This window comes from Herbiconiux sp. 11R-BC (genome assembly GCF_049472555.1).
Taxonomy (GTDB): Bacteria; Actinomycetota; Actinomycetes; order Actinomycetales; family Microbacteriaceae; genus Herbiconiux.
The window spans coordinates 176818-203376 of record NZ_JBCEBO010000003.1 but is presented as its reverse complement, the minus strand read 5'-3'; the positions used below and the strand labels follow the sequence as shown (position 1 = coordinate 203376).

The following is a 26559-nucleotide window of genomic DNA, read 5'->3' as shown; positions in this document are numbered from 1 at the left end:
AGCCGGGGAGAGACACCGACTCCGACCCGCCGTCGGTTCCGTGCCTAGTGCCCCATGCCCAGTCCGCCGTCGACGGGGATGACCGCGCCGGTGATGTAAGCGGCGTCGTCGGAGGCGAGCCAGGCCACGGCCTTGGCGACCTCCTGGGCCGAGCCGTAGCGGCCGGCCGGGATGCTCTTCTTGTACTCCGCCTGCTGCGCCTCGGGCAGCTCGGCGGTCATGTCGGTCTCGATGAAGCCGGGTGCCACGACGTTCGCGGTGATGCCACGGGCGCCGAGCTCGCGTGAGATCGAGCGCGCGAAGCCCACGAGGGCGCTCTTCGAGGCGCTGTAGTTGACCTGCCCGGCGGAGCCGTAGAGGCCGACCACGCTCGAGATCAGCACGATGCGGCCGAAGCGGGCCTTGAGCATCCCTTTCGACGCCCGCTTCACCACGCGGAAGGCGCCGGTGAGGTTCGTGTCGATCACGCTCGTGAAGTCGTCCTCCGACATGCGCAGCAGCAGCATGTCGCGGGTGATGCCGGCGTTCGCCACGACGACCTCGACCGGGCCGAGCTCCTTCTCGACCTCGTCGAACGCGGAATCGATGGAGGCGGCATCCGTCACGTCGGCGATCACGGTGAGGGTGCCCGCGGGGCCCGCGCCGGAGCGTGCCGTGACCGCCACCCGGTGGCCCTGTGCCACGAACTCCTCGGCGAGGGCATAGCCGATCCCGCGGTTTCCGCCGGTGATGAGAACGGTGCGGGGAGTGGTCGGAGTGGTCACGGCGGGGTGTTCCTAACGTCGGTGCGATGGTCGAGCTGTACCAGCTTAGGAGCAGATTCCGGAGCGTAGGCTAAGGGGGAATCATGAAGAGTCCGAAGCAGTCCCTCACGAGTCTTCCGCAGTCGCCCGACGACGAGCGGCGCAAGCGCATGATCAAGTACCTCATCGTGATGGGCGTGCGCCTCGCGTGCCTGGTTCTGGTGCTCTTCGTGCACGTGTGGTGGGCCGTGGTGCTGCTCGCGATCGGCGCCATCCTGCTGCCGTACTTCGCGGTGGTGCTCGCGAACGTGGGCACCTCCTGGGTGAGCCGGGCCGAGCGGCCGACGGCGATCGAGGTGTACCGCAACCCGATTCCGCCGCAGGGCGTCGGCACCGAGGCCCCGGGCGCCGGTGCGAGCGAGCCCCACGCCTCCGGGACGTCCGGCGGGCCGGAGCCCCGATCGTGATCGGGCTGGGCCTCGAGCCGGGCGCCGAGGAGTGCTCGCGCGCCGGATGCCGCGAAGGCGCGACCTGGCGCATCGAGTGGCGCAACCCCAAGATCCACAGCGAGGAGCGCCGGAAGGTCTGGCTCGCCTGCGACGAGCACGTCGACTACCTGCGGGAGTTCCTCGGCGCGCGCGACTTCCCGGTGCAGGTCGCACCCCTCGCGGCGGCGGGAGCGGTCGAGGCATGAACGGCTGGCGTTTCGTGCTCAGCCGCCGCTGGGCCGGCTACCTCGCGCTCACCATCGTGTTCGCGATCATCTGTGTTCTCCTGGCCATGTGGCAGCTCGCGCGCCGCGACGAGGCCGTGGCCGAGATCAACCGCGTCGCCACGAACTTCGACGCCGAGCCCACCGCCCTCTCCCAGGCTCTCCCGCAGCTCGACTCCTACGACCCGTCGCAGGAGTGGCTCACCGTCTCGATGACGGGTCACTATCTCGTCGACCAGCAGACGCTCGTGCGCAACCGCCCGCTCGGTGGAGACGTCGGCTTCGACGTGCTGGTGCCCTTCCAGCTCGCCAACGGCGACGTCTTCATCGTCGACCGCGGCTGGGTGCCGACCGGCCAGCAGCAGGATGTCCCGGACACCATCCCCGCCGCCCCCACCGGCACTGTCACGGTCGTCGCACGCTTGAAGGCCGGCGAGCCCCATCTCGACAACCGCGGCGCGGTCGCCGGGCAGATCGCGACGATCGAGCTCCCGGTGCTCGCCGCGCAGGTGGGGCTGCCGACGTACACGGCCGCCTACGGTCTGCTGGCTTCGGAAGACCCGGCTCCCGCCGAACGGCCCACGGCGATGCCGAAACCGGTGCCCGACGAGGGCGCCCACCTCTCGTACACGTTCCAGTGGATCGCCTTCGGCGTGCTCGCCTTCGTGGGCCTCGGCTACGTCGTGCGGCAGGAGTTCCGCCGCGTCAACGAGGACGACCCCGAGGAGCAGGAGCGCGCCGCCGAGCGCGAGCGCAAGCGTCTGGCCAAGAAGACCGACGCCGAGATCGAGGACGAGATCATCGACCGCACTCGTTGACCCTCCTCGCGACTCGCCAAAAAGCGCCCCAAGATGCGCCCGGTAGGGCGGTTTGTGGCGATTCGCCCAGAGGTGGGTGGAGGCGGGAGCGTCAGGCCAGCGAGATCAGGTCGGCGTAGTCCTTGTTCCAGTGGTCTTCGACCCCGTCGGGCAGAATGAGCACGCGCTCGGGGTTGAGCGCCTCGACGGCCCCCTCGTCGTGGCTCACGAGAACCACGGCGCCCTCGTAGTGGGCCAGCGCATCCAGGATCTCCTCGCGGCTGGCCGGATCGAGGTTGTTCGTGGGTTCGTCGAGCAGCAGCACGTTGGCGCCCGACACCACGATCATCGCCAGGGCCAGGCGCGTCTTCTCGCCGCCGGAGAGCACGCCCGCGCGCTTGTGCCCGTCGTCGCCCGTGAACAGGAACGAGCCGAGCACGCGCCGCGCCTCGGTCTCGGTGAGGTTCGGTGAGGCCGAGACCATGTTCTCGAGCACCGAACGATTCACGTCGATGGTCTCGTGCTCCTGGGCGTAGTAGCCGATGCGCAGGCCGTGGCCGGGCTCGAGCTGCCCGGTGTCGGGCTTGTCGACGCCGCCGAGGATGCGCAGCAGCGTGGTCTTGCCGGCGCCGTTCAGCCCTAGGATGACCACCTTCGAGCCGCGGTCGATCGCGAGGTCGACGGCGGTGAAGATCTCGAGCGACCCGTAGCTCTTCGAGAGGTTCGAGGCCATGAGCGGCGTGCGGCCGCAGGCGGCGGGCGTCGGGAAGCGCAGTTTCGCCACGCGGTCGACCTCGCGCACCTCCTCGAGACCGGAGAGCATCTTCTCCGCGCGGGCCACCATCTGGTGGGCGGCGGCGGCCTTCGAGGCCTTGGCCCCGAAGCGCGCGGCCTGCATCTGCAGCTGCGTCGCCTTCTTCTCGACGTTGACGCGCTCCTTCTTGCGGCGCTCCTCGTCGGCCTCGCGCTGCTTGAGGTAGTTGCGCCAGTTCATGTTGTAGACGTCGATGACCTGGCGGTTCGCGTCCAGGTAGAACACCCGGTTGACCGTCTCGCCCACGAGCTCGATGTCGTGGCTGATCACGATGAAGCCGCCGTTGTAGGTCTTCAGGAAATCGCGCAGCCAGACCACCGAGTCGGCGTCGAGGTGGTTGGTGGGCTCGTCGAGGATGAGCGTCTCGGCATCCGAGAACAGGATGCGCGCGAGCTCGATGCGGCGGCGCTGACCGCCCGAGAGGGTCTTCAGCGGCTGGTCGAGGATGCGGTCGGGCAGGCTCAGGTTCGACGCGATCGACGCCGCTTCGGCCTCGGCCGCGTACCCGCCGAGCGCGTCGAAGCGCTCGGTGAGGTTGCCGTACTTCTTCATGGCGGCCGCGCTGACCTTGGGGTCGCTCGAAGCCATCGCGAGTGACGACTCCGTCATGCCCTCCAGCAGCGAGCCGAGACCCCGGGCGTTCAGGATGCGCGTGCGCGCGAGCTCCTCGGGGTCGCCCGAGCGCGGGTCCTGCGGGAGGTAGCCGAGTTCGCCGGTGCGGTTCACCGTTCCGCCGGAGGGCTGGAGGTCGCCCGCGAGCACCTTGGTGAGCGTGGTCTTCCCCGCGCCGTTGCGGCCCACGAGGCCGACCTTGTCGCCGCTGCCGACACGGAAGGAGACGTCTTCCATGAGGGTGCGGGCGCCGACCCGGATCGCCAGGTCTGTAACGCTGAGCACAGGGATATCCAATTCTTTCGTTGCGTTTCCACAACAGGCTTGAGGGGGAGGTGCCTTCTAGTATATTTCCAGGGACACCGGCGGCTGACCGCTGCTCGCTGTCCGCGCAATCGCCGTGCGTCCGGCGCCGGCTTCGTCGGCCTCGCGATCGCTCCGCCCCGATGTCGCACCGAGAAGGAGACACCGCATGTCCACCCTGTCCCTGGCCGCTGGCCGCCCCACCCTCGCCGATCGGCTGATCAGCCGCAGCCTCGTGAGCGACGCACTGTTGGTCGTCGGCGGCGCCGCCTTCACCGGCCTGCTCGCGCAGGTCGTCATCCCGCTCCAGCCGGTGCCGATCACGGGCCAGACCCTCGCGGTGCTGCTGGTCGGGAGCACCCTCGGCGCCGTGCGCGGCTCTCTCGCGATGGTGGTCTACGCCCTGCTCGGCGTGGTGGGCGTGCCGTGGTTCACGGAGGCCTCCTCCGGCTGGCACGTCGTCGCGGGCCCGACCGGCGGCTACATCGTCGGCTTCATCTTCGCCGCAGGCCTCACCGGATGGCTCGCGCAGCGCCAGTGGGACCGTCGCGTGATCGGCGCCTTCGTGTCGTTCATGGCCGGCACCGGCGTCACCTTCGCGATCGGCCTCCCCTGGCTCGCCGTCGCACTCGGTCTCGACCTCCAGCAGACGCTGCAGGCCGGCCTGTACCCCTTCATCATCGGCGGCGTCATCAAGGCCCTCGTCGCCGCGGGTGTCATCCCGCTCGCCTGGAAGCTCACCGACCGCTTCAAGAAGTAACCTCCGGCACCCCGTCGAGAAGTCGCAAATGGCCCCTAACCGGTTCGGTCAGGGGCCATCTGCGACTTGTGGGCGTACGACGTGCGGCGCGGGAGGCTAGATGCTGAAGCCGAGGGCCCGCATCATGTCGCGGCCGTCATCGGTGATCTTGTCGGGGCCCCACGGTGGCATCCACACCCAGTTGATGCGGAACTGCTCGACGACGCCGTCGAGCGCCTCGGCGGTCTGCTCCTCGAGCACGTCCGTGAGGGGGCAACCCGCGCTCGTGAGCGTCATGCTGATGACGAGCGCGTCTTGCTCGGCGTCCCAGCCGAGGTCGTAGATGAGACCGAGGTCGACGATGTTCACGCCGAGCTCCGGGTCCATCACGTCTTTCAGCGCCTCTTCGACCTGGTCGAAGAGCTGAGGTTCCAGTGTCGTGACCATTTCGTTATTCTACGATCGCGCCGGCAAGAAAGCGATCGTATCCCTCGTTCTCGAGCCGCACCGCGAGCTCGGGGCCGCCCTGCTCGGCCACGCGGCCGGCGACGAAGACGTGCACGAAGTCGGGCTTCACGTAGCGCAGGATGCGGTTGTAGTGCGTGATGAGCAGGATGCCGAGCCCGGTGTTCTCCTTGGCTCGGTTCACGCCCTCCGACACGATCTTCAGCGCGTCGACGTCCAGGCCCGAGTCGGTCTCGTCGAGCACCGCGAACTTGGGCTTCAGCAGCTCGAGCTGGAGGATCTCGTTGCGCTTCTTCTCGCCGCCCGAGAAGCCCTCGTTGACGTTGCGCTCCCGGAACGACTTGTCCATGCGCAGCGCCTTCATCGAGGCGTCGAGGTCTTTGATCCAGCCGCGGATGGCCGGCGCCTCGCCGTCGATCGCGGTCTTGGCGGTGCGCAGGAAGTTCGACACCGAGACGCCCGGGATCTCCACGGGGTACTGCATCGCGAGGAACAGCCCGGCGCGGGCGCGCTCGTCGACGGTCTTGTCGAGCATCTCGACGCCGTCGAGCTTCACGGAGCCGCCCTCGACGTGGTACTTCGGGTGACCGGCGATCGCGTAGGCGAGCGTCGACTTGCCGGAGCCGTTCGGGCCCATGATGGCGTGGGTCTCGCCCTCGCCCACCGTGAGGTCGACGCCGCGCAGGATCTGCTTGGTCCCCTGCTCGGTCTCGACGCTCACCTGGAGGTCTTCGATGGTCAGAACAGACATGCTAATCAATCACTTTCGTCACGGTCGGGTCGATGTAGATGTCCCCGTCGATCACCTGGATCTCGAAGACGGGAACGGGCTCGTAGGCGGGCAGCGTGAGCGGCTTGCCGGTCTCGAGCGAGAATTTGGAGCCGTGCGCCCAGCATTCGAGCGTGTCGTCTTCCACGAAGCCCTCGGCGAGCGAGATGTCGCCATGGGTGCAGGTGTCGCCGATGGCGTGGCACTCCCCTGCGCTGTCCTTCACCAGGGCGATGGCGACGCCGCCCACCACCACGCGCAACGCCTGGTTCACGGGCACGTCGTCGAACGCGCAGACCTTCTCCGCCATCGCTAGCGCACCCCGGCAGCCTGGGCCCGCAGGAGCTCGGCCTCGATCGACTCGCTGAGGCGGGCCTCCAGTGCGGGCGAACCGATCTGCTGGATGATCTCGGCCAGGAAGCCGCGCACGACGAGCCGGCGGGCCTCCTCCTCGCTGATTCCGCGCGACTGCAGGTAGAACAGCTGCTCGTCGTCGAAACGTCCGGTCGACGAGGCATGGCCCGCGCCCACGATGTTCCCCGTCTCGATCTCGAGGTTCGGGATGCTGTCGGCGCGCGGCCCTTCGCTCAGCACCAGGTTGCGGTTCTGCTCGTAGCTGTCGGTGCCGTCGGCGTGCGGTCCGATGAGCACGTCGCCGACCCACACGGTGTGTGCGCCCTGGCCCTGCAGCGCGCCCTTGTAGTTGACCCGGCTGCGCGTGTTGGCGGCCACGTGGTCGATGTAGGGGCGCTGCTCGAAGTACTGGCCGGCGTCGGCGAAGTAGAGGCCGAACGCATCCGTCGACGCGTTCTGCTCCACGAGGTGGATGGCGGGGTTGACCCGCACGACGTCGCCGCCGAGCGACACGATCACGTGCCGGAGGGTGGCGTCGCGACCCACCCGCGCGAAGTGGCTCGAGAGGTGCAGGGCGGTGTCGTCCCACTCCTGCACGGTCACGACGGTGAGCTGCGCGCCGTCGCCGAGCACGATCTCGACGTTCTCGGTGAGGTTCGCCTCGCCGTAGTGCTCCAGGATGACGGTGCCGTGCGCGTTCGCCGTCGCCTCGATCACGAGGTGCGCGGCCCGCGGCGCCGTTCCGAAGCGGTCGCGGCGGATGACGAGCTCGGCCGACTCCTCGCCGGAGACGGTGACGTGCAGCACCTTCTCGACGCTCGACCAGGCGTTGGCGGAGGCGCGGTCCTCGGGGATGCCCGCCGAGCCCACCGAGGCGTGGGTGCGGTCGACCCATTCCACGGCGGTGCCGGCCGACTCCGAGTAGGTGAACGCCACGGGCGAGCCGTCGAGCTCGCCGTCGATGAGGTGCTTGACCTTGTCGAGCGGGATGAACTTCCACTCGAACTCGCGGCCGGTCACGGCCTCGAAGTCCTCGACGGAGGTCGAGGAGGGTCGCTCCGACCGGGTCTGGACGGGAACGAACGCCGTCGCGGTCGACGTGACGACCTCGGCGGTTGCTGTGCTGTCGGGTGCCATCTAGCCTACGGAGCCTTCCATGCCCATCTCGATGAGCTTGTTGAGTTCGAGTGCGTACTCCATCGGGAGCTCGCGGGCGATCGGCTCGATGAAGCCGCGCACGATCATCGCCATCGCTTCGTCTTCGGGGAGTCCGCGCGACATGAGGTAGAAGAGCTGCTCCTCCGAGACCTTCGACACCGTGGCCTCGTGGCCGAGCTGCACGTCGTCGACCCGGATGTCGATGGCCGGGTAGGTGTCGGAGCGCGAGATCGTGTCCACCAGCAGGGCGTCGCAGCGCACCGTGTTGGCCGAGTGGTGCGCGTTCTCCGCCATCCGCACCTCGCCGCGGTAGCCGGCTCGCCCGCCGCCGCGCGCGATCGACTTCGAGACGATCGACGACTGCGTGTAGGGCGCCATGTGGATCATCTTGGCGCCGGCGTCCTGGTGCTGGCCGGGGCCCGCGAAGGCCACCGAGAGCGTCTCGCCCTTGGCGTGCTCGCCGACCAGGTAGATCGACGGGTACTTCATCGTCACCTTGGAGCCGATGTTGCCGTCGATCCACTCCATCGTCGCGCCCTCGTGCGCGATGGCCCGCTTGGTGACGAGGTTGTAGACGTTGTTCGACCAGTTCTGGATGGTCGTGTAGCGAACGCGGGCGTTCTTCTTCACGATGATCTCCACCACGGCCGAGTGCAGCGAGTCGCTCTTGTAGATCGGCGCCGTGCAGCCCTCGATGTAGTGCACGTACGAGCCCTCGTCGGCGATGATCAGCGTGCGCTCGAACTGACCCATGTTCTCGGTGTTGATGCGGAAGTAGGCCTGCAGCGGGATCTCGACGTGCACGCCGGGCGGCACGTAGACGAACGATCCGCCCGACCAGACGGCCGTGTTGAGTGCGGCGAACTTGTTGTCGCCGGAGGGGATGACGGTGCCGAAGTACTCGGTGAAGAACTCGGGGTGCTCGCGCAGGGCCGTGTCGGTGTCCATGAAGATGACGCCCTGGGCCTCGAGGTCTTCGCGGATCTGGTGGTAGACCACCTCCGACTCGTACTGCGCGGCCACGCCGGAGACGAGCCGCTGGCGCTCCGCCTCGGGGATCCCGAGCTTCTCGTAGGTGTTCTTGATGTCGTCGGGCAGGTCGTCCCAGGTCTGGGCCTGCTTCTCCGTGGAGCGCACGAAGTACTTGATGTTGTCGAAGTCGATGCCCGAGAGGTCGGCGCCCCAGGTGGGCATGGGCTTGCGTCCGAAGATCTGGAGGGCCTTCAGTCGCGTCTTGAGCATCCACTCCGGTTCGCTCTTGAGCGCGGAGATGTTGGCCACGACCGCTTCGTTGATCCCGCGTTTCGCGGAGGCCCCTGCGGCGTCGGAGTCGGACCAGCCGAACTCGTACACCCCCAGGTTCTCGAGTTCCGGTCGGTCGATGAGGACGTCTGACATGACTGACTCCCTTCCTGCTGTGGACAACCCGCCGGTGGTCTCCGACATTCCATCGTCGCATCGAAGCGGATGTCGATCGGCGACTCAGGGTGGATTGTGTGGTGTCCGCGACATCGATCCCGGTGCGTTCACGGGCCACGGCCGTGCCGGCAGGGAATCGGCGGACGATGGGATCCCGCGATCATCGCGCGATCCTCACCATCGATTCTATAGGCGCGAATCCACTTCCGGGGCCGGGATCCGCACGGGAACGTCCGAAGGGCCCCGTGCGCCCGCGAAGAGACCCGGATGCACGTCCAGCAGCACCCGGAGCGCGCCCACCCAGACGAGCGCTGAGCCGAGCAGGTGCAGCACCACGAGCCACTCCGGGAGGCCGAGCAGAGCCTGGGCGAGCCCGATCGCCGCCTGGGCGACGACGACCACGACGAAGGTGAGGGCCCGGCGGCGCGCGAGTGACGCATCCGGTACCCGCAGCAGCGCGGCGTAGAGCGCGATGCCGAGAACGAGGGTCAGTGCGCCCAGCACGCCGTGCAGCACCGTGACGCCCGCCCACTGGAAGGGCATCCGGGGCACGTCGGCGGAGTCTCCGGCGTGCGGGCCGGTTCCCGTGACGAGCGTGCCCGCCACGATGAGCACCGCGGTGACGGCCACGAGCACCCAGGCCATCGGTCCGACGGCGCGCGGGAGGACGACGGTGGCGGGTTGCCCGCGATGGGCCCGGTGCCAGGTGAGCGTGGTGGTGGTCAGCAGGGCCACGGCGAGCACGAAGTGCATCGCGACCACCCAGGGGTTGAGGCCGGTGTTGACGGTCACTCCCCCGGCGACGGCGTTGGCGACGACGAGCCAGAACTGCGACCAGGCGAGCCGCGTCATGCTGCGCTCGCGCGGCTTCTGCAGGCGGGCGGCGACGATCGCCCAGCCCACGGCCAGGATGAGAACGCCCGTGAGGGCCCGGTTGGTGAACTCGATGAAGCCGTGGATGCCGAGCGCGGCGGTGGTGGTGAGGGAGGTGCCGTCGCAGGTGGGCCAGGTGGGGCAGCCGAGTCCGGAGCCGGTGACGCGCACGACGCCGCCCGTGACGATGATGAGGATGCTCACGACGAGCGCGGCCGTGGAGCCCCAGCGCAGCGCGCGGGGCGTGAGGGTGACGCGGTCGGCGAGCCAGCCGAAAGGGGTCTGCACGAGGAGGCCTAGAGGGGGAAGAGGGTGACGAGCGGGTCGATCGCCACTGCCAGGAAGATGAGCGTGAGGTAGGTGATCGAGCCGTGGAAGACGCGCATCGGCTTGACCGACAGGTCGCGGATCGACCGGCTGTAGAGGCGGTGCGACTCGTAGAGGAACCAGGCTCCCGCGGCGATCGCCGTGGCCGAGTAGATGAGGCCCATGTGCCCCACCGGGATGAGCAGCAGCGAGCACGCCACCATCGCCCAGGCGTAGAGCACGATCTGCAGGCCCACCACCACGCGGCCGCGCACCACGGCGAGCATCGGCACGCCGGCGGTCTTGTAGTCGGCGCGGTACTTCATCGAGAGCGGCCAGTAGTGCGGCGGCGTCCAGAGGAAGATGATGCCGAAGAGGATGAGCGCCTCCCACGACAGCGAGTTCGTGACGGCCGCCCAGCCGATCAGCACCGGCATGCAGCCCGCGATGCCGCCCCAGACGATGTTCTGCGGGGTGCGGCGCTTCAGCACGAGCGTGTAGAGCAGCACGTAGATGAGGATGGCGGCCAGCGAGAGGGAGGCGGCCAGCAGGTTGGTGAAGACGGCCAGCCAGACGATGGAGACGACGCCGACCACCCAGGCGAAGACCAGCGCTTCGCGGTCGCTCAGCACGCCGGTGACGAGGGGGCGCTTCGAGGTGCGGTTCATCACGCGGTCGATGTCGCGGTCGATGTAGCAGTTGAACGCGCCCGCGCTGCCGGCGCTGAGTGCGCCACCCACGAGCGTGGCGAAGATGAGCCAGAGGTTCGGGATGCCGCGCTCGGCCAGGATCATGACCGGAACGGTGGTGACCAGGAGGAGCTCGATCACCCGGGGCTTGGTGAGGGCGAAATACGCCTTCGCCTTCTCCATCGGGCGGATCCGCTGCTCGTCCACTCGGCCGTCGACCGCTACGTCCATTACTCCTCTAACCTGCCCGTCGGTGAATCCCCGGCTAAGTCTATTCGATGGCGACCGGGGCCTCCGTCGGCGTCGATATGATTGATGAGAAGGACTCCGTAGACACGGACCGCAACCGAGAAGGGTCTAATACCTCGTGGCGACATTCCAATGGGAACCCATTGACGACAAGGCAGTATCGACAGTCAAGATCCTCGCGGCGGACGCCGTCGAGAAGGTCGGTAACGGGCACCCGGGAACGGCCATCAGCCTGGCCCCCGCCGCCTACCTGCTGTTCCAGAAGGTCATGCGCAAAGACCCGAGCGACCAGGACTGGCTCGGTCGCGACCGCTTCATCCTCTCGGTGGGCCACTCCTCGCTCACGCAGTACATCCAGCTCTACCTCGGCGGCTACGGCCTCGAGCTCGACGACCTGAAGGCGCTCCGCACCTGGGGTTCGCTGACCCCGGGTCACCCGGAGTACGGCCACACGAAGGGCGTCGAGATCACCACCGGCCCGCTCGGCCAGGGCCTCGCCTCGGCCGTGGGCTTCGCCTACGCCCAGCGCTTCGAGCGCGGTCTGTTCGACCCCGAGGCCGAAGCCGGCACCAGCCCCTTCGACCACCATGTCTACGTGATCGCGGGCGACGGCGACCTCGAAGAGGGCGTCACGAGCGAGGCCTCCTCGCTCGCCGGCCACCAGCAGCTCGGCAACCTCGTCGCCATCTACGACTCGAACCAGATCTCGATCGAGGACGACACCAACATCGCCTTCACCGAAGACGTGAAGGCCCGATACGAGGCCTATCACTGGCACGTCCAGGTGGTCGACTGGAAGAAGACCGGCCAGTACGTCGAAGACGTGCAGGCACTCTACGAAGCCATCGAGGCGGCCAAGGCCGAGACCTCGAAGCCGTCGCTGATCATCCTGAAGACGATCATCGGATGGCCGTCGCCGAAGAAGCAGAACACCGGCAAGATCCACGGCTCCGCTCTCGGCGCCGAGGAGCTGAAGGGCCTCAAGGAGGTGCTCGGCTTCGACCCCGAGCAGCACTTCCAGGTCGACGACGACGTCATCGCGCACACCCGCGGCGCCATCGCGCGCGGCGCTGCCGAGCGGGCCGAGTGGCAGAAGGGCTTCGACGCCTGGGCGGCCGCCAACCCCGAGAAGAAGGCCCTGCTCGACCGGCTCGAGGCCGGTGAGCTGCCCGAGGGCATCGAGTCCGCCCTCCCCGTGTTCGAGGGCGGCAAGGACGTCTCGACCCGCGCCTCCTCCGGCAAGGTCATCAACGCCCTCGCCGAGGTGCTCCCCGAGTTCTGGGGCGGCTCGGCCGATCTCGCCGAGTCGAACAACACCACGATCGAGTCGGCCGCATCCTTCGTTCCGGCCGAGCACTCGACGCACGAGTGGACGGGCAACCCCTACGGCCGCGTCCTGCACTTCGGCATCCGCGAGCACGCCATGGGCTCGATCCTGAACGGCATCGTGCTGCACGGCAAGACCCGCCCCTTCGGTGGCACCTTCCTCATCTTCAGCGACTACATGCGCCCCGCGGTGCGTCTGGCCGCCCTGATGAAGGTCCCCTCGATCTTCGTCTACACGCACGACTCCGTCGCGCTCGGCGAAGACGGCCCGACCCACCAGCCGATCGAGCAGCTCTGGGCCCTCCGGGCGATCCCGGGCCTCGACGTCGTGCGCCCCGCCGACGCCAACGAGGTGGCCCACGCCTGGCTGACCATCCTCCGCCGTCACCACAACCCGGCCGCCATCGCGCTCACCCGCCAGAACATCCCGGTGTACGAGCGCGGCGAGGGCGACGCCGCCGGCGAGGTCTTCGCCTCGGCCGCCAACACCGCCAAGGGCGCCTACGTTCTCGCCGAAGCGCCGAATGGCACCCCCGACGTGATCTTCATCGCCACCGGCTCCGAGGTGCAGCTGGCCGTCGAGGCCCGCGCCATCCTGGCCGGCGAGGGCATCAACGCCCGCGTCGTGTCGGCGCCGTCGCTCGAGTGGTTCGAAGAGCAGCCCGAGGCCTACAAGGAGTCGGTGCTCCCGGCCTCCGTCAAGGCCCGCGTGTCGATCGAGGCCGGCCTGTCGCTCGGCTGGCACAAGTACGTCGGCGACGCCGGCCGCAGCGTGTCGATCGAGCACTTCGGCGCCTCCGCCGACTACAAGACCCTGTTCCGCGAGTTCGGCATCACCACCGAGGCCGCTGTCGAGGCCGCCAAGACCAGCCTCGCCGCGCTCTGAACCGAAGACTTCACGTACCAAGGAGAAATGACGAAATGACCGAAGCAACTCCCACCCAGCAGCTCTCCGACGTCGGGGTGTCGATCTGGCTCGACGACCTGTCGCGCTCCCGCATCTCGTCGGGCGGCCTGCAGAAGCTGATCGCCGAGAAGAACGTCGTGGGCGTCACCACGAACCCGTCGATCTTCGCCGCGGCCCTCGCCAACGGCGAGTCCTACGCCGAGCAGGTCGCTGTTCTCGCGAAGGCCGGCACGGATGTCACCACCGCCGTCTTCGAGATCACCACCGACGACGTGGCCGCGGCCAGCGACATCTTCAAGCCGATCTACGACTCGACCGCCGGTTTCGACGGCCGCGTCTCGATCGAGGTCGAGCCGGGCCTCGCGCACGACGCGCAGGGCACCATCGAGCAGGCCAAGGCGCTCTACGCCAAGGTCGACCGCGAGAACGTGCTGATCAAGATCCCCGCGACCGTCGAGGGCCTCGAGGCGATCACCGAGACCATCGGTGCCGGCATCTCGGTGAACGTGACGCTGATCTTCTCGCTCGAGCGCTACCGCGACGTCATCAACGCCTACCTCGCCGGTCTCGAGAAGGCCAAGGAAGCCGGCCTCGACCTGTCGAAGATCCACTCCGTCGCCTCGTTCTTCGTGTCGCGCGTCGACACGGAGATCGACAAGCGCCTGGTGGCCATCGGCACCGACGAGGCCCTCGCCCTCAAGAGCAAGGCCGGCGTCGCGAACGCCCAGCTCGCCTACGAGGTCTACGAGCAGGCCTTCGCCACCGAGCGCGCCAGCTACCTGCTGGGCGCCGGCGCCAACAAGCAGCGCCCGCTCTGGGCCTCCACCGGTGTGAAGGACCCCGCCGTGCCCGACACCACCTACGTGGTGGAGCTGGCTGCCCCCGAGGTCGTCAACACCATGCCCGAGAAGACACTCGACGCGACCTTCGACCACGGCGTGATCACCGGCAACACGATCGCCGGAAGCTACGCGGAGGCCAACAAGGTGCTCGACGCCATCGGCGCCCTCGGCATCTCCTACGCCGAGGTCACCGAGCTCCTCGAGCAGGAGGGCGTGGAGAAGTTCATCGTCTCGTGGAACGAGCTGCTCGAGACGGTGACCGCCGCTCTCGAGGCTGCCAAATGACGATCGCCATCCACACCTCGGGTGACGCGAAGAAGGCTGTCGAGACGCACGTTCCGCAGCTGGTCGCCGATCTCGTGGCATCCGGCATCACCGCCGAGAACCCCTCCCTCTGGGGTGCGGCGGCCGAGCCGGAGGCGGCCAAGCGTCTCGGCTGGACGGAAGCCGTCTCGGTCTCGCGCCCACTCGTGGCCGAGGTCGAGGCGCTCCGCGCCGAGCTCCTCGAAGCCGGTGTCGATCACGTCGTCCTCGCCGGGATGGGCGGCTCCTCGCTCGCTCCCGAAGTGATCACCCGCACGGCCGGCGTCGAGCTCACGATCCTCGACTCGACGGCGCCGGAGCAGATCGCCGCCGCCCTCGCCGACCGACTCGAGAGCACCGTGCTGGTGGCCTCGTCGAAGTCGGGAGGAACGCTCGAGACCGACAGCCAGCGTCGCGCCTACGAAGCCGCGTTCCGCGCGGAGGGCATCGACCCGGCGACGCGCATCGTGATCGTGACCGACCCGGGCTCCCCGCTCGAGCAGCTGGCGACGGATGCGGGCTACCGCACCTTCCTCGCCGACCCCGAGGTGGGAGGCCGCTACTCGGCTCTCACCGCTTTCGGCCTGGTGCCGTCGGGGCTCGCTGGCGCGGACATCGGCGAACTGCTCGACGAGGCCGAGGCGATCTCGCTGAACCTCGCCGAGGACGGGGACGAGAACTTCGGTCTCATCCTCGGCGCCGCCCTCGCCGGAACCTCGCCGCTGCGCGACAAGACCGGGATCGTGGCCGACGGGACGCACATCGTGGGCTTCGCCGACTGGGCCGAACAGCTCATCGCGGAATCGACGGGCAAAGACGGCAAGGGCCTGCTCCCGGTCGTGCTCGAGGTCGACTCCCCCGAGATCACGGCGGGTCTGCCCGACCTGCAGATCGTGCGGCTCGTCGACAACGCCGGGGCCTTCCACCTGCGCGAGAAGCACCCGGGCGAGGTGCTGATCAGCGGCTCTCTCGGCGCGATGCTCCTCACCTGGGAGTACGCGGTCGCGGTCGCCGGGCGCCTTCTGGGCATCAACCCCTTCGACCAGCCCGACGTGGAGTCGGCCAAGGCCGCCGCGCGCGGCCTGCTCGACGACCGCCCCTCCCCCGAGACGCCGGCCTTCGTGGCCGAGGGCGTCGAGGTGCGGGGCACCGCCGCCGTCGTGGCCGGCACCGACACCCTCACCGGTGCCGTCGACGCCCTCCTCGCCACGCTGCCCTCCGACGGCTACCTGGCGATCATGGCCTACGTCGACCGCCTGGAGTTCTCCGGCCTCGCCGAGTTCCGCGATCGTCTCGCGGCGCGCTCCGGCCGGCCGGTGACCTTCGGCTGGGGGCCGCGGTTCCTGCACTCGACGGGCCAGTACCACAAGGGCGGCCCGGCGAACGGGGTGTTCCTGCAGATCACGGCCGACGCATCCGCCGATCTCGAGATCCCCGATCGACCGTTCACCTTCGGCCAGCTCATCCAAGCTCAAGCGGCCGGCGACGCCACGGTTCTCGAACAGCACGGGCGTCCCGTGCTGCGCCTGAACCTCAGCGGCGTCTCCGCCGTGCCGGGCCTTCTCAGCGCGCTGCGCTGAGCTACTGAAACAAGGAGTTCAATGCCTCCCGTGGAGATAACACCGGAGTACAACCCGCTTCGGCTTCCGACGGACCGCCGGCTGAACCGGATCGCAGGCCCCAGCGGCCTCGTGATCTTCGGCGTCACCGGTGACCTGTCGCGCAAGAAGCTGATGCCCGCCGTCTACGACCTCGCCAGCCGAGGGCTGCTTCCGCCTGGGTTCTCGCTCGTCGGCTTCGCCCGCCGCGACTGGGAGGACCAGGACTTCGAGCGGGTCGTGCACGACTCGGTCAAGGAGCACTCGCGCACCCCGTTCGACGAGGACGTGTGGCGCCAGCTCTCCGAGGGCATCCGATTCGTGTCGGGCGAGTTCGACGACGAGAAGGCCTTCGAGCAGCTGAAGGACACGATCGACGAGCTCGACCGGGAGCGCGGAACGATGGGGAACTACGCGTTCTACCTGTCGATCCCGCCGAAGGCGTTCCCGCTCGTCACGGAGCAGCTCCGCCGCTCGGGCCTCGCCGACCAGAAAGACGACCGGTGGCGCCGTGTCGTCATCGAGAAGCCCTTCGGCAGCGACCTCAAGACGGCGATCGAGCTGAACGAGGTCGTCGAATCGGTGTTCCCGCCCGACTCGGTGTTCCGCATCGACCACTACCTCGGCAAGGAGACGGTCCAGAACATCCTGGCGCTCCGCTTCGCCAACCAGCTGTACGAACCCATCTGGAACGCGAACTACGTCGACCACGTGCAGATCACGATGGCCGAGGACATCGGCGTGGGTGGCCGGGCCGGCTACTACGACGGCATCGGTGCGGCGCGCGACGTCATCCAGAACCACCTGCTCCAGCTCCTGGCGCTCACCGCCATGGAGGAGCCGATCTCCTTCGACGCCGCCGACCTGCGCGCCGAGAAGGAGAAGGTTCTCGCAGCGGTCAAGCTGCCCGCCGACCTCAGCACGGTGACCGCGCGCGGTCAGTATGCGGGCGGCTGGCAGGGCGGCGAGAAGGTGCTCGGCTTCCTCGAGGAAGACGGCATGAACCCGCAGTCGACCACCGAGACCTATGCCGCGGTGAAGCTCGACATCGGCACCCGCCGCTGGGCGGGCGTGCCCTTCTACCTTCGTGCCGGAAAGCGCCTCGGCCGCCGCGTGACCGAGATCGCCGTCGTGTTCAAGCGCGCACCGCAGTACCTGTTCGCGGAGAGCCAGACCTCGGAGCTCGGGCAGAACGCCCTGGTGATCCGGGTGCAGCCCGACGAGGGCGTGACGATCCGCTTCGGGTCGAAGGTTCCCGGCGCCGGCGTGCAGGTGCGCGATGTGACGATGGACTTCGGCTACGGCCACGCGTTCACCGAGGCCAGCCCCGAGGCCTATGAGCGGCTCATCCTCGACGTGCTGCTCGGCGACCCGCCGCTGTTCCCCCGGCAGAAGGAGGTCGAGCTCTCCTGGAAGATCCTCGACCCGATCGAAGAATACTGGACCACCCTCGGCCAGCCCGAGCAGTACCGCCCCGGAACCTGGGGGCCGGACTCGGCTGACGAACTGCTGGCCCGCGACGGAAGAACTTGGAGACGCCCGTGATCGTCGATCTGCCGGACACCACCACGAGCAAGATCTCGAAATCTCTCGTGAAGATCCGTGAGGAGGGCGGCGCGGTCGCCCTGGGCCGTGTGCTCACCCTCGTCATCGTCACCTCCCTCGGTGAGGAAGAGGATGCCATCGAGGCGGCGAACGACGCCTCGCGCGAGCACCCGATGCGCGTCATCGTGGTCTCGACCGACCAGGAGAACGACGGCCTGAGCACGGGTCGGGGCGCTCGCCTCGACGCTCAGATCCGCGTGGGCGGCGACGCCGGCGCGAGCGAGGTCATCGTGCTGCGCGCCTATGGCGCCGCGGCCAGCGACCAGGAGGGACTCGTCACCGGGCTCCTGCTGTCGGATGCCCCCGTCGTGGTCTGGTGGCCGGGCGTCGCGCCCGAGAACGTCTCCACCTCGAGCCTCGGCCGCATCGCGACCCGTCGCATCACCGACTCCTCGAACCAGGCGAACCCCTACGAGGCGCTGCTGCGCCGCTCGAAGACGTATGCCCCGGGCGACACCGACTTCGCCTGGACGCGGCTCACGCTCTGGCGTGCGCAGCTCGCCGCGGTGCTCGACCAGCCGCCCTACGAGCCTGTGACGGCGATCGAGGTGTCGGGCGCATCCGACTCCCCCTCGACGCTGCTGCTGGCTGCCTGGCTGCGCCACCAGCTGGAGGTGCCGGTGAAGTACGGCCTGCTCTCCCGCGCGACGGGCTCGAGCGGCATCCACGGCGTCATCCTGTCTCGCGACAGCGGGCCGATCGAGCTGGTTCGCGAGGTGCCGAACGTGGCACGCCTCAGCCAGCCCAACCAGCCAACCCACGACCTGTCGCTGCCGCGCCGCAACCTGCGCGACTGCCTGGCCGAGGAGCTGCGTCGACTCGACCCGGATGACCTGTATGGTGAAGTCATCTCCCAAGGCCTGGTCGAGTTGCTGGAGACGAACGAAGGCAGCGTTCGCGACGCGGTCTGAATTCATGGATCCGAGCGCCGTCGCGCGCCCGGATCGAGCGTGTGAAGGTGTGCCCTATGACAACTGATCGCCGAGTCCTCGTCCACCCGGACAAGGAGTCCCTTGCCGGCTCCGTGGCTGCCCGTTTCATCACCAAGGTGATCGACATCCTCGACGAGTTCGACGAGGCCACGATCGTCCTGACCGGTGGGACGATGGGCAGCGCGGTGCTCGCGGCGATCCGTTCGTCGGCGGCTTCCCACTCGATCGACTGGTCGCGCATCCACTTCTGGTGGGGCGACGAGCGGTTCGTTCCGAAGCAGGATGCCGACCGCAACGACCTGCAGGCCCGCGAGGCCCTGCTGGACCACATCCCGGTCGACCCGGCGAAGGTGCACGCCTTCCCCGCGTCCGACGAGGTGTCCGACCTCGACGAGGCCGCCGCGATCTACGCGCGCGAGCTCGCCGAGGCGGCACCCGAGGGAGCGGAGTATCCGCGGTTCGACATCATGTTCCTCGGCGTGGGCCCCGACGGGCACATCGCCTCGTTGTTCCCGGGGCACGACGAGATCCGCATCACCGACAAGACGGTGGTGCCGGTGCGCAACTCGCCGAAGCCTCCGCCGGAGCGGCTCAGCCTCACACTGCCGGTCATCCAATCGGCCGACCGCATCTGGATGGTGCTCGCCGGGGCCGACAAAGCCTCGGCCATCGGCCTCGCCCTCGCGGGCGCGAGCATCGACGAGGTGCCGGTGGCGGGCGCTCAGGGCCGCAAGCGCACGGTCTTTTTCGTCGACCGCGAGGCGGCCGCCGAGGTGCCGGAGTCGCTCATCGCACCGTCGTACTAGCCGGAACGCCGAAAGGGGAGGCCGCACGTCATCGTGCGGCCTCCCCTTTCGGTCTTCAGCGAAGAAGGGTGATCAGAGCGAAGAGCTGGGCTCAGGACGAGACGGTGCCCCGGCGCTCACGGAGCTGCTGGAGTGCGTCTTCGAGAAGCTGCTCCGCCTCCTGCTCGGTGCGGCGCTCCTTCACGTAGGCGAGGTGCGTCTTGTAGGGCTCGAGCTTGGCCACCGACGGCGGATTCGCCTTGTCGCGACCGGCCGGCAGACCCGAAGCGGGGCAGTCGATCGTCTCGGGGATCTCTTCGTCGGGCAGGTTCGCCGCGAAATAGCGCACCGTCTCGTTGCCGAGCGCATCCCAGTACGAGACCTGGATGCGTTCCGCGTGGAAACCGCGATCCTGCTCGCCCATGGGGCCGGCGCCGACGCGCGATCCGCGGATCGCACTTCCTCCTGATGCCATAGTTCAGACTCCGAATTTCGTCAGTAGACCGAGGACGATGATGCTGCCCACCCAGATCAGGCCGAGGATCACCGTGATGCGGTTGAGGTTGCGTTCCGCGACGCCCGAGGCGCCGAGGTTGGAGGTGACGCCGCCGCCGAACATGTCGGAAAGACCGCCGCCGCGCCCCTTGTGGAGCAGGATGAGGAGAGTCAACAAGAGGCTCGTGATGCCGAGAACCACATTGAGGACGACCTGAAGGATTTGCACTGCTTGCCTTTCACACGCGGGAGAGCCGGGTCGCTCCCCCGTGACCACAGGTAAGTATAACCTGCGGTTCAGACTCCGACATGCTTCTGGTATCGCACGATGGCGGCGAACTCCGCGATGTCGAGGCTCGCCCCGCCCACGAGAGCACCGTCGACGTTCGGTTCGCGCATGAAGCCGGCGATGTTGCCGGACTTCACGGAACCGCCGTACAGGATGCGCGTGGCGGCCGCCGCGTCGGCACTCAGGCTCTCGGCCACCACGGCGCGGAGTGCGGCGCACACCGTCTCGGCCTGCTCGGGCGTCGCTGCCTGGCCGGAGCCGATGGCCCACACGGGCTCGTAGGCCACGACGATGTCGGCGTCGGCCTTGAGCCCCTCGAGCGCCACCTTCAACTGGGCCACGGGCACCGCGCTCGGGCCGTGCGTCTCGAGGTCCTCGGCGGTCTCGCCCACGCAGATGATGGGCACGATGCCGTGCTTGATGGCGGCCTTGGTCTTGGCGCCGACGATCTCGTCGGTCTCGCCGTGCAGCGTGCGCCGCTCGGAGTGACCGATGATGACGTACTTCGCGTCGAGCTGGGCGAGGAACTGGCCCGAGATCTCGCCGGTGTAGGCGCCGGAGTCGTGCTGCGAGACATCCTGCCCGCCGTAGGCGATCTCCAGCTTGTCGGCCGCGACCAGGGTCTGCACCGAACGGATGTCGGTGAACGGCGGGAAGACCGCCACCTCCACGTCGGAGAAATTGTGCTTGGCGTCGGTGAGGCTCCAGGCCAGCTTCTGCACGAACGCGATCGCCTGCAGGTGATCGAGGTTCATCTTCCAGTTTCCCGCGATGAGCGGGGTGCGATTCAGGACCATCCGAGGACCTCCAGGCCGGGGAGACGCTTGCCCTCGAGGAATTCGAGACTGGCACCGCCTCCGGTTGAGATGTGACCGAACTGGTCATCGGTGAAACCGAGGGCGCGGACGGCCGCTGCGGAGTCGCCGCCGCCGACGACGCCGAGGCCGTCGACCTTCGTGAGGGCTTCGGCCACGGCTTTGGTGCCGGCGGCGAAGGGGGCGAGTTCGAACACGCCCATCGGGCCGTTCCAGAACACGGTCTTCGAGGCGGCGATGATCTGTGCGAAGGCCGCCGCGGTCTCCGGTCCGATGTCGAGGCCGAGCCCGGATGCGCCGAACGGCGTGTCCTCGATGGAGTCGGCCGCCGTCGTGGCGATCTCCGCGTCGGCGCCGAACCTCGAGGCGACCACGACGTCGGTGGGGAGCACGATGGTGACGCCGAGCTCCTCGGCCTTGGCCAGGTAGCCGCGCACCGTGTCGAGCTGGTCCTCTTCGAGCAGGCTCGAGCCCACCTCGTGGCCCTGGGCCTTGAGGAAGGTGAAGAGCATGCCGCCGCCGATGAGCAGCGTGTTCACGCGCGGCAGCAGGTGGCCGATGACCCCGAGCTTGTCGGAGACCTTCGAGCCGCCGAGCACCACGGTGTAGGGGCGTTCGGGGTTCTCGGTGAGCTTGTCGAGCACCTCGAGCTCGGTCTGGATGAGAAGACCGGCGGCGCTCGGCAGCAGCTCGGCGAGGTCGTAGACGCTGGCCTGCTTGCGGTGCACGACGCCGAAACCGTCGGAGACGAAGGCGTCGCCGAACGCGGCGAGCTGCTCGGCGAACGCGTGGCGCACCGACTCGTCCTTGCTGGTCTCCCCCGCGTTGAAGCGGAGGTTCTCGAGCAGGGCGATGTCGCCGTCCTCGAGACCGGCCACCGCATCCTGGGCCGCCTGGCCCACGGTGTCGTGGGCGAAGACGACCGGCTTGCCGAGCAGCTCGCTCAGGCGCTGCGCGACCGGCTCGAGCGTGTACTTGGTGTCGGGGGTGCCGTCGGGGCGGCCGAGGTGGCTGACCACCACGACACGGGCGCCCTGGTTGAGGAGGGCGTTGAGCGTGGGGAGGCTGGCTCGCACGCGTCCGTCGTCGGTGATGACCCCGTCCTTGACAGGAACGTTGAGGTCACAGCGGACGATGACGCGCTTGCCGGCGAGCGATCCGAGGGAGTCGAGTGTGCGGAGCGTCACGGTACTGCTTTCAGTCAGAGGACGGGCGGCGGATCGCTCCGCCGCCCGTCACACAGGGTTTGCTACAGCTTGTCGGCGACGTACTCGGTGATGTCGACGAGACGGTTGGAGTAGCCCCACTCGTTGTCGTACCACGAGGCGACCTTGACCTGGTTGCCGATGACCTTGGTGAGGCCGGCGTCGAAGATCGACGAGTGCGGGTCGGAGACGATGTCGCTCGACACGATCGGGTCTTCGGTGTAGCTCAGGATGCCCTTGAGCTCGCCCTCGGCGGCGTTCTTGTAGGCCTCGTTGATCTGCTCGACCGTGGCCGGGTTGGTCAGCTCGACGGTGAGGTCGGTGATCGAACCGGTCGGGACCGGAACGCGCAGCGCGTAGCCGTCGAGCTTGCCGACGAGCTCGGGGATGACCAGGCCGAGGGCCTTGGCCGCACCGGTGGAGGTCGGGATGATGTTGACCGCGGCAGCACGGGCACGGCGGAGGTCGCTGTGCGGGCCGTCCTGCAGGTTCTGGTCTGCGGTGTAGGCGTGCACCGTCGTCATCAGGCCGCGCTCGATGCCGAAGTTGTCGAGCAGCACCTTGGCGAGCGGCGCGAGGCAGTTCGTCGTGCAGGAGGCGTTGGAGATGATGTCGTGGATGGCGGGGTCGTAGGTGCCCTCGTTGACGCCGAGCACCAGGGTCGCGACATCCGAGCCCGTGGCGGGGGCGGACACGATGACCTTCTTGGCGCCGGCGGTGATGTGCGCACGGGCGTCGTCGCTCTTGGTGAAGCGGCCGGTCGACTCGATGACGATGTCGACGCCCAGCTCGCCCCAGGGGAGGTCGGCGGGGTTGCGCTCGGCGAGCACGATGATCGGCTTGCCGTTGACGACGATCTTGTCGCCGTCGAGCTCCACCTTGGCGTCGAGTCGGCCCGTGATCGAGTCGTACTTGAGCAGGTGAGCCAGCGCCTTGTTGTCGGTGAGGTCGTTGACCGCGACGATCTCGAGGTCGCTTCCCTTGGCGAGGGCGGCGCGGAAGAAGTTGCGACCGATGCGGCCGAAACCGTTGATTCCGATCTTTACAGACACGAATTGCTCCTGTTGCTGGGGCCCGAGTGGGCAGGGGTGGTGGGTAGCGGTGGAGAAGGAGGGGCGGCGGCGAAGGCGCCGACGCGTCCCGCCTGCGTCGCTATGACAGTACCAGGAGCCCGGTGGTGTTCGAGCGGGCGGCCTGGAGGCGGGTGGCGACGTTGGACCAGTTGGCGATGTTCCAGATGGCTTTGATGTAGTCGGCGCGCACGTTGAGGTAGTCGAGGTAGTAGGCGTGCTCCCAGACGTCGAGCATGAACAGGGGCACGACGCCGGCGGGGAGGTTGGACTGCTGGTCGAAGAGCTGGAAGACGGTGATGTTGCCGCCGATGACGTCGTAGCCGAGYACGGCCCAGCCGGAGCCCTGCACGCCGAGTGCTGTGGCGGTGAAGGCGGCYTGGAACTTCTCGAAGGAGCCGAAGGCGTCGTCGATGGCGGCTTTGAGTTCGCCTTCGGGGGTCTGGGTGTCGGGGGTGAGGTTGGTCCAGAAGATCGAGTGGTTGACGTGGCCGCCGAGGTTGAAGGCGAGGTCTTTCTCGAGTTTGTTGATGGCGGCGAGGTTGCCGGTGTCGGAGGCGTCGCGGATGGCGGCGAGGGCGGTGTTGGCGCCGGCGACGTAGGTGGCGTGGTGCTTGTCGTGGTGCAGCTGCATGATCTTGCCCGAGATGTGGGGCTCGAGAGCGGCGTAGTCGTACGGCAGCTCCGGCAGAGTGTACTCAGCCATGGATGATCTCCTCGCGAATTAGAGGCCGCCGACCAGAACCGCGGCGGCAATGAGTGACGATTTCAGTCTATTGCGATCTGGGTGGAGCCGGAGGCCCGCCCGGTTCCGCCGGGAAGCGCCTGAGCGAGCTCCGCTCGTCCGCGCACCCCCAGTTTCCGGTACACCCTCTGCAGATGGGTCTCGACGGTGCGCACCGAGAGCACGAGTGCCTCGGCGATCTCCCGGTTCGAGTTGCCCAGCACGGCCAGGGCGGCGATCTCCTGCTCCCGGTCGGAGAGCAGCGAGCGCACGTGGCCCACGACGAACGGCGAGGTCTCGACCCCGCAGATCGCCAGCTGCTCCTCGACGTGCCGCGCGGCCTCCGCGGCGGCGCGGTCGTCGCGCAGCCGGGTGAGCAGCGCTTCTGCACGGGAGTACGCCTCGGCTGAGTGGAGATGGTATCCCGCGGCGGCGACGCGGCGAGCCGCCGTGGTCAGATCGTCGGAGAGTCGCAGTGCGGCGGTGGCGTCCGGATTCCGGGCGCGCTCGAACCCGGTCAGCGCCCGCGCGAACTCGATCAACGCTGCGGAGTTCTCCCCCTGGGCCAGGACGGCGGCCGCCTCGAGGCGCGGACGCACCTGGACGGCGGCGCCGGCCCGAGCGGCTTCGACCCAGGCGAGGACGCCCGCTCCGACGTGCCCGAGCGCCATGTACGCCTCCGCGCCGGCGATGAAGGAGGCGGCGGCTTCGTCGGAGCTGCCCGATGCTGCGGCGATCCACCCTCGGGCCTGATGCTCTGAGGGCCCGACGACGAAGGGATGCCCGGTCGCTCCACCGGGTGTGCGAAGGGCGTCTTCGGCGTCGTCGAGCGCCCCCAGCTGCGCGAGCGCGATGGCCTGTTCGGCGCGCGTCAGACCGGTACCGATGTCCATCCCGAGCCGCACCATCAGTTCCTGTGCGGCGGTGAGCTCGGCCAGGGCTCGAGCGGCGCGCCCGGAGTACAGCAGCCGGTGACCCAGGATCCAGGTCGCCAGGGCTTGGTGGACACCGTGGCCGGATGCGGCCGCGTCGTCGCGGAGGGCGGTGATCACCGGGAGAGTGCTCTCCATCTCCCCGTCCAGGCCGTCGGCGAACGCGCGGCTCAGCCGCACCACGAAGGTGTCGGCATGCACCGCGGTGAGGATGCTCTCGGCCGCGTCGAGGAAGGCATGGCACTGGCGCAGGTCGCCCCGCAGTGCGGCGTTCTCGGCGGCCTGCCGGAGCCGCTCGCCCTCCATCACCTCCTGCAGGCGCGCGGCATCCGTCGCCTCCGACGCCGAGTCCGGCACGATCGTCTCGCGTGTCGACTCGAACTCCCGGAGCGACGCGGGGTCGAGACCGGCAGCATCCGGCGTCGAGCCCGTCGGTCGGTCCCAGCCGAAAGCCGGATCGTCCGAGGTGGACAGGATCACCTGCCGGATCGTGTCGAGCGCACTCTTCTTGTCCGCCTCGTCCTGCACGCCGTCGCGCACGGCATCCAGACGCTCAAGGGCCCGCGCGGGCCGTCCCAGGCGCCACTCTGCGGCCGCGAGGGCGACCTGCGCGTCGAAGCCACCGCCCTGGGCGTCGGCGGCGAAGGCGAGCTGGAGGGCGAGATCGACCTGTGAATGTTCGAATGCAGCGACGGATGCGAGCAGCAGTACCCGAGGACTGACCGGCCGGCCGAGCGGCAGCGCATAGCGTGCCAGGGCCGTGATCCGGGCGCTGCCGAGTTCGTCGGGGTCGAACGCGCCGAGAACGTCGACGACCGCGAGTGTCAGACGGCGGTGCCGCAGGCGCCCGATCGTGTAGGGCAGCACGAGTTCGATCACCGCATCGCGGATGCGCACGCGCGGTCCGGCGTGGTCGTCCAGCACCTCGACGACGTGATCGTCTTCGAGGCGCTCCACGACGCGCTCGATCCCCTCGCCGCCGACGACGCCGATCAGGTCGGTCGCACTCAGCTCGGGCGCGAGGGAGAGCACGTCGAGCACCGTCTCGACCTGCGGGGTGACGTCGGTGAACGAGGCGAGGCGCGCGTGGACGAGACGGCGCAGTCCGTCGCGAGGAGGAATGCCCTCGGTCAGCAAGAGGCGCTCGTCCTCGTCGCCGAGGGCGCCGCTGGCCAGAATCTCGAGGGCGGCGGCGCGCAGCACGACGAGGTCACCTCCCGCGCGGCGCGGTACGAAGGCCGGCACCGAGCGCGGATCCAGACGTGCCCCCAGTGCCTCCTCGACGACGCGGAGCATCACCATCGCCGAAGCGGGCTCCAGTTCGATGCGTTCGACCACGCCGTCGCGGCACAGCCGCTCGAGGGAATCGTCGAGAGTGGACCGCGACCAGGCCGTGGCCAAGGGCACAATGCGGCCGGCCTGCACGGCCGCGGCGAGTCGCTCCGCCTGCTCGGCGTCGAGGCGGTGCACGTCGTCACCGACCCACACGCGCTCGCGGGTCCCGGGCGCGGCCGCCGCAAGCACCTGCTGCACGAACCAGGTGCGACCGGCGCCGGGGGCACCGACCACGAACACGCCGATACCGCGGGCGAGGGAATCGGCGGCTCTGGCCACCGCAGCCGACCTCGTGGAATCGCCCGATGGCCTCGGCCGCTCGCGATCACGGGTATCGTCGATTCGCCCCACGACCTCACCCCCGTCTTCCGGTGGAGTCATTTCTACTAGCTGC

The 26559-nt window shown here is 68.7% G+C and carries 26 protein-coding genes; 10 read left to right on the top strand and 16 right to left on the bottom strand.

Annotated features, from left to right (window positions below; translation table 11 throughout):
- Nucleotides 1-44: 44 nt before the first annotated feature.
- Nucleotides 45-764 carry a beta-ketoacyl-ACP reductase gene (locus tag VD659_RS09410; RefSeq protein ID WP_423260835.1) on the bottom strand — a complete coding sequence of 240 codons (720 nt, stop codon included), beginning with the start codon at nt 762-764 and terminating at the stop codon, nt 45-47.
- An 83-nt stretch (nt 765-847) separates the two neighbouring features.
- Here VD659_RS09410 and VD659_RS09405 point away from each other — a divergent pair, with 83 nt between their 5' ends.
- Genes VD659_RS09405 through VD659_RS09395 form a run of 3 tightly spaced genes read left to right on the top strand, consistent with a single transcriptional unit; the run spans nt 848 to nt 2273 of the window.
- On the top strand, nt 848-1210 hold the full coding sequence (locus VD659_RS09405; RefSeq protein ID WP_423260834.1) for a DUF3099 domain-containing protein: 363 nt from the start codon (nt 848-850) through the stop codon (nt 1208-1210).
- Nucleotides 1207-1437 (top strand): hypothetical protein, encoded by a 231-nt coding sequence (locus tag VD659_RS09400; RefSeq protein WP_423260833.1) that lies wholly within the window; start codon nt 1207-1209, stop codon nt 1435-1437. The genes VD659_RS09405 and VD659_RS09400 overlap by 4 nt, the downstream gene beginning before the upstream one ends.
- A complete protein-coding gene (locus tag VD659_RS09395) occupies nt 1434-2273 on the top strand; it encodes an SURF1 family protein (RefSeq protein ID WP_423260832.1) in 840 nt (279 codons plus the stop codon). The genes VD659_RS09400 and VD659_RS09395 overlap by 4 nt, the downstream gene beginning before the upstream one ends.
- Nucleotides 2274-2364: 91 nt before the next feature.
- Here the strand turns inward: VD659_RS09395 and abc-f are convergent, their stop codons facing one another.
- Complete coding sequence (gene abc-f / locus VD659_RS09390) at nt 2365-3963, bottom strand: ribosomal protection-like ABC-F family protein (RefSeq protein WP_423260831.1); 1599 nt, start codon at nt 3961-3963, stop codon at nt 2365-2367.
- Nucleotides 3964-4150: 187 nt separating this feature from the next.
- On the opposite strand from abc-f, the gene VD659_RS09385 reads away from it, so the two are divergent.
- Nucleotides 4151-4741: a biotin transporter BioY gene (locus VD659_RS09385; protein WP_423260830.1), complete on the top strand. Its 591-nt coding sequence runs from the start codon at nt 4151-4153 to the stop codon at nt 4739-4741.
- A gap of 96 nt (nt 4742-4837) precedes the next feature.
- Here the strand turns inward: VD659_RS09385 and VD659_RS09380 are convergent, their stop codons facing one another.
- The 7 genes from VD659_RS09380 to VD659_RS09350 all read right to left on the bottom strand — a co-directional run bounded on the left by VD659_RS09380 (nt 4838) and on the right by VD659_RS09350 (nt 10984).
- Entirely contained in the window at nt 4838-5167 is a 330-nt protein-coding gene (locus VD659_RS09380) for a metal-sulfur cluster assembly factor (protein WP_137835680.1), read from the bottom strand.
- 4 nt (nt 5168-5171) lie between these two features.
- A complete protein-coding gene (gene sufC / locus VD659_RS09375; RefSeq protein WP_137835681.1) occupies nt 5172-5936 on the bottom strand; it encodes a Fe-S cluster assembly ATPase SufC in 765 nt (254 codons plus the stop codon).
- 1 nt (nt 5937) lies between these two features.
- Nucleotides 5938-6264 carry a non-heme iron oxygenase ferredoxin subunit gene (locus VD659_RS09370; protein ID WP_137835682.1) on the bottom strand — a complete coding sequence of 109 codons (327 nt, stop codon included), beginning with the start codon at nt 6262-6264 and terminating at the stop codon, nt 5938-5940.
- 2 nt (nt 6265-6266) lie between these two features.
- A complete protein-coding gene (gene sufD, locus VD659_RS09365) occupies nt 6267-7445 on the bottom strand; it encodes a Fe-S cluster assembly protein SufD (protein ID WP_423260829.1) in 1179 nt (392 codons plus the stop codon).
- Complete coding sequence (gene sufB, locus VD659_RS09360; RefSeq protein WP_137835684.1) at nt 7446-8864, bottom strand: Fe-S cluster assembly protein SufB; 1419 nt, start codon at nt 8862-8864, stop codon at nt 7446-7448.
- Between the two features lie 207 nt (nt 8865-9071).
- Nucleotides 9072-10046, bottom strand: coding sequence for a COX15/CtaA family protein (locus VD659_RS09355; protein WP_423260828.1), 975 nt, complete (start codon nt 10044-10046; stop codon nt 9072-9074).
- A gap of 8 nt (nt 10047-10054) precedes the next feature.
- A complete protein-coding gene (locus VD659_RS09350; protein WP_423260827.1) occupies nt 10055-10984 on the bottom strand; it encodes a heme o synthase in 930 nt (309 codons plus the stop codon).
- A 136-nt stretch (nt 10985-11120) separates the two neighbouring features.
- Here VD659_RS09350 and tkt point away from each other — a divergent pair, with 136 nt between their 5' ends.
- Genes tkt through pgl form a run of 6 tightly spaced genes read left to right on the top strand, consistent with a single transcriptional unit; the run spans nt 11121 to nt 19321 of the window.
- Nucleotides 11121-13214, top strand: coding sequence for a transketolase (gene tkt / locus VD659_RS09345; RefSeq protein ID WP_423260826.1), 2094 nt, complete (start codon nt 11121-11123; stop codon nt 13212-13214).
- 35 nt (nt 13215-13249) lie between these two features.
- The gene (gene tal, locus VD659_RS09340) at nt 13250-14362 is read left to right on the top strand and encodes a transaldolase (protein ID WP_137835688.1); all 1113 of its coding nucleotides are present in this window, start codon (nt 13250-13252) and stop codon (nt 14360-14362) included.
- Nucleotides 14359-15960, top strand: a complete 1602-nt coding sequence (locus VD659_RS09335; protein ID WP_423260825.1) for a glucose-6-phosphate isomerase — start codon at nt 14359-14361, stop codon at nt 15958-15960. The genes tal and VD659_RS09335 overlap by 4 nt, the downstream gene beginning before the upstream one ends.
- Before the next feature lie 21 nt (nt 15961-15981).
- Nucleotides 15982-17523 (top strand): glucose-6-phosphate dehydrogenase, encoded by a 1542-nt coding sequence (zwf, locus tag VD659_RS09330; protein ID WP_137835690.1) that lies wholly within the window; start codon nt 15982-15984, stop codon nt 17521-17523.
- On the top strand, nt 17520-18494 hold the full coding sequence (locus VD659_RS09325; protein WP_423260824.1) for a glucose-6-phosphate dehydrogenase assembly protein OpcA: 975 nt from the start codon (nt 17520-17522) through the stop codon (nt 18492-18494). Before zwf ends, VD659_RS09325 begins: the two co-directional genes overlap by 4 nt.
- A 56-nt stretch (nt 18495-18550) precedes the next feature.
- The gene (gene pgl / locus VD659_RS09320; protein WP_423260823.1) at nt 18551-19321 is read left to right on the top strand and encodes a 6-phosphogluconolactonase; all 771 of its coding nucleotides are present in this window, start codon (nt 18551-18553) and stop codon (nt 19319-19321) included.
- Between the two features lie 91 nt (nt 19322-19412).
- Here the strand turns inward: pgl and VD659_RS09315 are convergent, their stop codons facing one another.
- The 7 genes from VD659_RS09315 to VD659_RS09285 form a co-directional block, all read right to left on the bottom strand.
- Nucleotides 19413-19775: an RNA polymerase-binding protein RbpA gene (locus VD659_RS09315; RefSeq protein WP_423260822.1), complete on the bottom strand. Its 363-nt coding sequence runs from the start codon at nt 19773-19775 to the stop codon at nt 19413-19415.
- A 3-nt stretch (nt 19776-19778) separates the two neighbouring features.
- On the bottom strand, nt 19779-20024 hold the full coding sequence (secG, locus tag VD659_RS09310) for a preprotein translocase subunit SecG (protein ID WP_137835694.1): 246 nt from the start codon (nt 20022-20024) through the stop codon (nt 19779-19781).
- Between the two features lie 68 nt (nt 20025-20092).
- A complete protein-coding gene (gene tpiA / locus VD659_RS09305) occupies nt 20093-20881 on the bottom strand; it encodes a triose-phosphate isomerase (protein WP_423260821.1) in 789 nt (262 codons plus the stop codon).
- Nucleotides 20872-22086: a phosphoglycerate kinase gene (locus VD659_RS09300; protein WP_423260820.1), complete on the bottom strand. Its 1215-nt coding sequence runs from the start codon at nt 22084-22086 to the stop codon at nt 20872-20874. Before VD659_RS09300 ends, tpiA begins: the two co-directional genes overlap by 10 nt.
- Before the next feature lie 62 nt (nt 22087-22148).
- Nucleotides 22149-23156: a type I glyceraldehyde-3-phosphate dehydrogenase gene (gap, locus tag VD659_RS09295; protein ID WP_423260819.1), complete on the bottom strand. Its 1008-nt coding sequence runs from the start codon at nt 23154-23156 to the stop codon at nt 22149-22151.
- A gap of 100 nt (nt 23157-23256) precedes the next feature.
- Entirely contained in the window at nt 23257-23880 is a 624-nt protein-coding gene (locus tag VD659_RS09290) for a superoxide dismutase (protein ID WP_423260818.1), read from the bottom strand.
- Between the two features lie 62 nt (nt 23881-23942).
- The gene (locus VD659_RS09285) at nt 23943-26444 is read right to left on the bottom strand and encodes a LuxR C-terminal-related transcriptional regulator (protein ID WP_423260817.1); all 2502 of its coding nucleotides are present in this window, start codon (nt 26442-26444) and stop codon (nt 23943-23945) included.
- Nucleotides 26445-26559 lie beyond the last annotated feature (115 nt).

Coding starts and splice junctions, on each gene's coding strand:
- sufC (WP_137835681.1), bottom strand. CDS start 5,936: ATGTCTGTTCTGACCATCGAAGACCTCCAGGTGAGCGTCGAGACCGAG.
- VD659_RS09405 (WP_423260834.1), top strand. CDS start 848: ATGAAGAGTCCGAAGCAGTCCCTCACGAGTCTTCCGCAGTCGCCCGAC.
- sufD (WP_423260829.1), bottom strand. CDS start 7,445: ATGGCACCCGACAGCACAGCAACCGCCGAGGTCGTCACGTCGACCGCG.
- pgl (WP_423260823.1), top strand. CDS start 18,551: ATGACAACTGATCGCCGAGTCCTCGTCCACCCGGACAAGGAGTCCCTT.
- VD659_RS09385 (WP_423260830.1), top strand. CDS start 4,151: ATGTCCACCCTGTCCCTGGCCGCTGGCCGCCCCACCCTCGCCGATCGG.
- VD659_RS09350 (WP_423260827.1), bottom strand. CDS start 10,984: ATGGACGTAGCGGTCGACGGCCGAGTGGACGAGCAGCGGATCCGCCCG.
- VD659_RS09335 (WP_423260825.1), top strand. CDS start 14,359: ATGACGATCGCCATCCACACCTCGGGTGACGCGAAGAAGGCTGTCGAG.
- VD659_RS09395 (WP_423260832.1), top strand. CDS start 1,434: ATGAACGGCTGGCGTTTCGTGCTCAGCCGCCGCTGGGCCGGCTACCTC.
- sufB (WP_137835684.1), bottom strand. CDS start 8,864: ATGTCAGACGTCCTCATCGACCGACCGGAACTCGAGAACCTGGGGGTG.
- VD659_RS09370 (WP_137835682.1), bottom strand. CDS start 6,264: ATGGCGGAGAAGGTCTGCGCGTTCGACGACGTGCCCGTGAACCAGGCG.
- VD659_RS09315 (WP_423260822.1), bottom strand. CDS start 19,775: ATGGCATCAGGAGGAAGTGCGATCCGCGGATCGCGCGTCGGCGCCGGC.
- tal (WP_137835688.1), top strand. CDS start 13,250: ATGACCGAAGCAACTCCCACCCAGCAGCTCTCCGACGTCGGGGTGTCG.
- VD659_RS09380 (WP_137835680.1), bottom strand. CDS start 5,167: ATGGTCACGACACTGGAACCTCAGCTCTTCGACCAGGTCGAAGAGGCG.
- tpiA (WP_423260821.1), bottom strand. CDS start 20,881: ATGGTCCTGAATCGCACCCCGCTCATCGCGGGAAACTGGAAGATGAAC.
- zwf (WP_137835690.1), top strand. CDS start 15,982: ATGCCTCCCGTGGAGATAACACCGGAGTACAACCCGCTTCGGCTTCCG.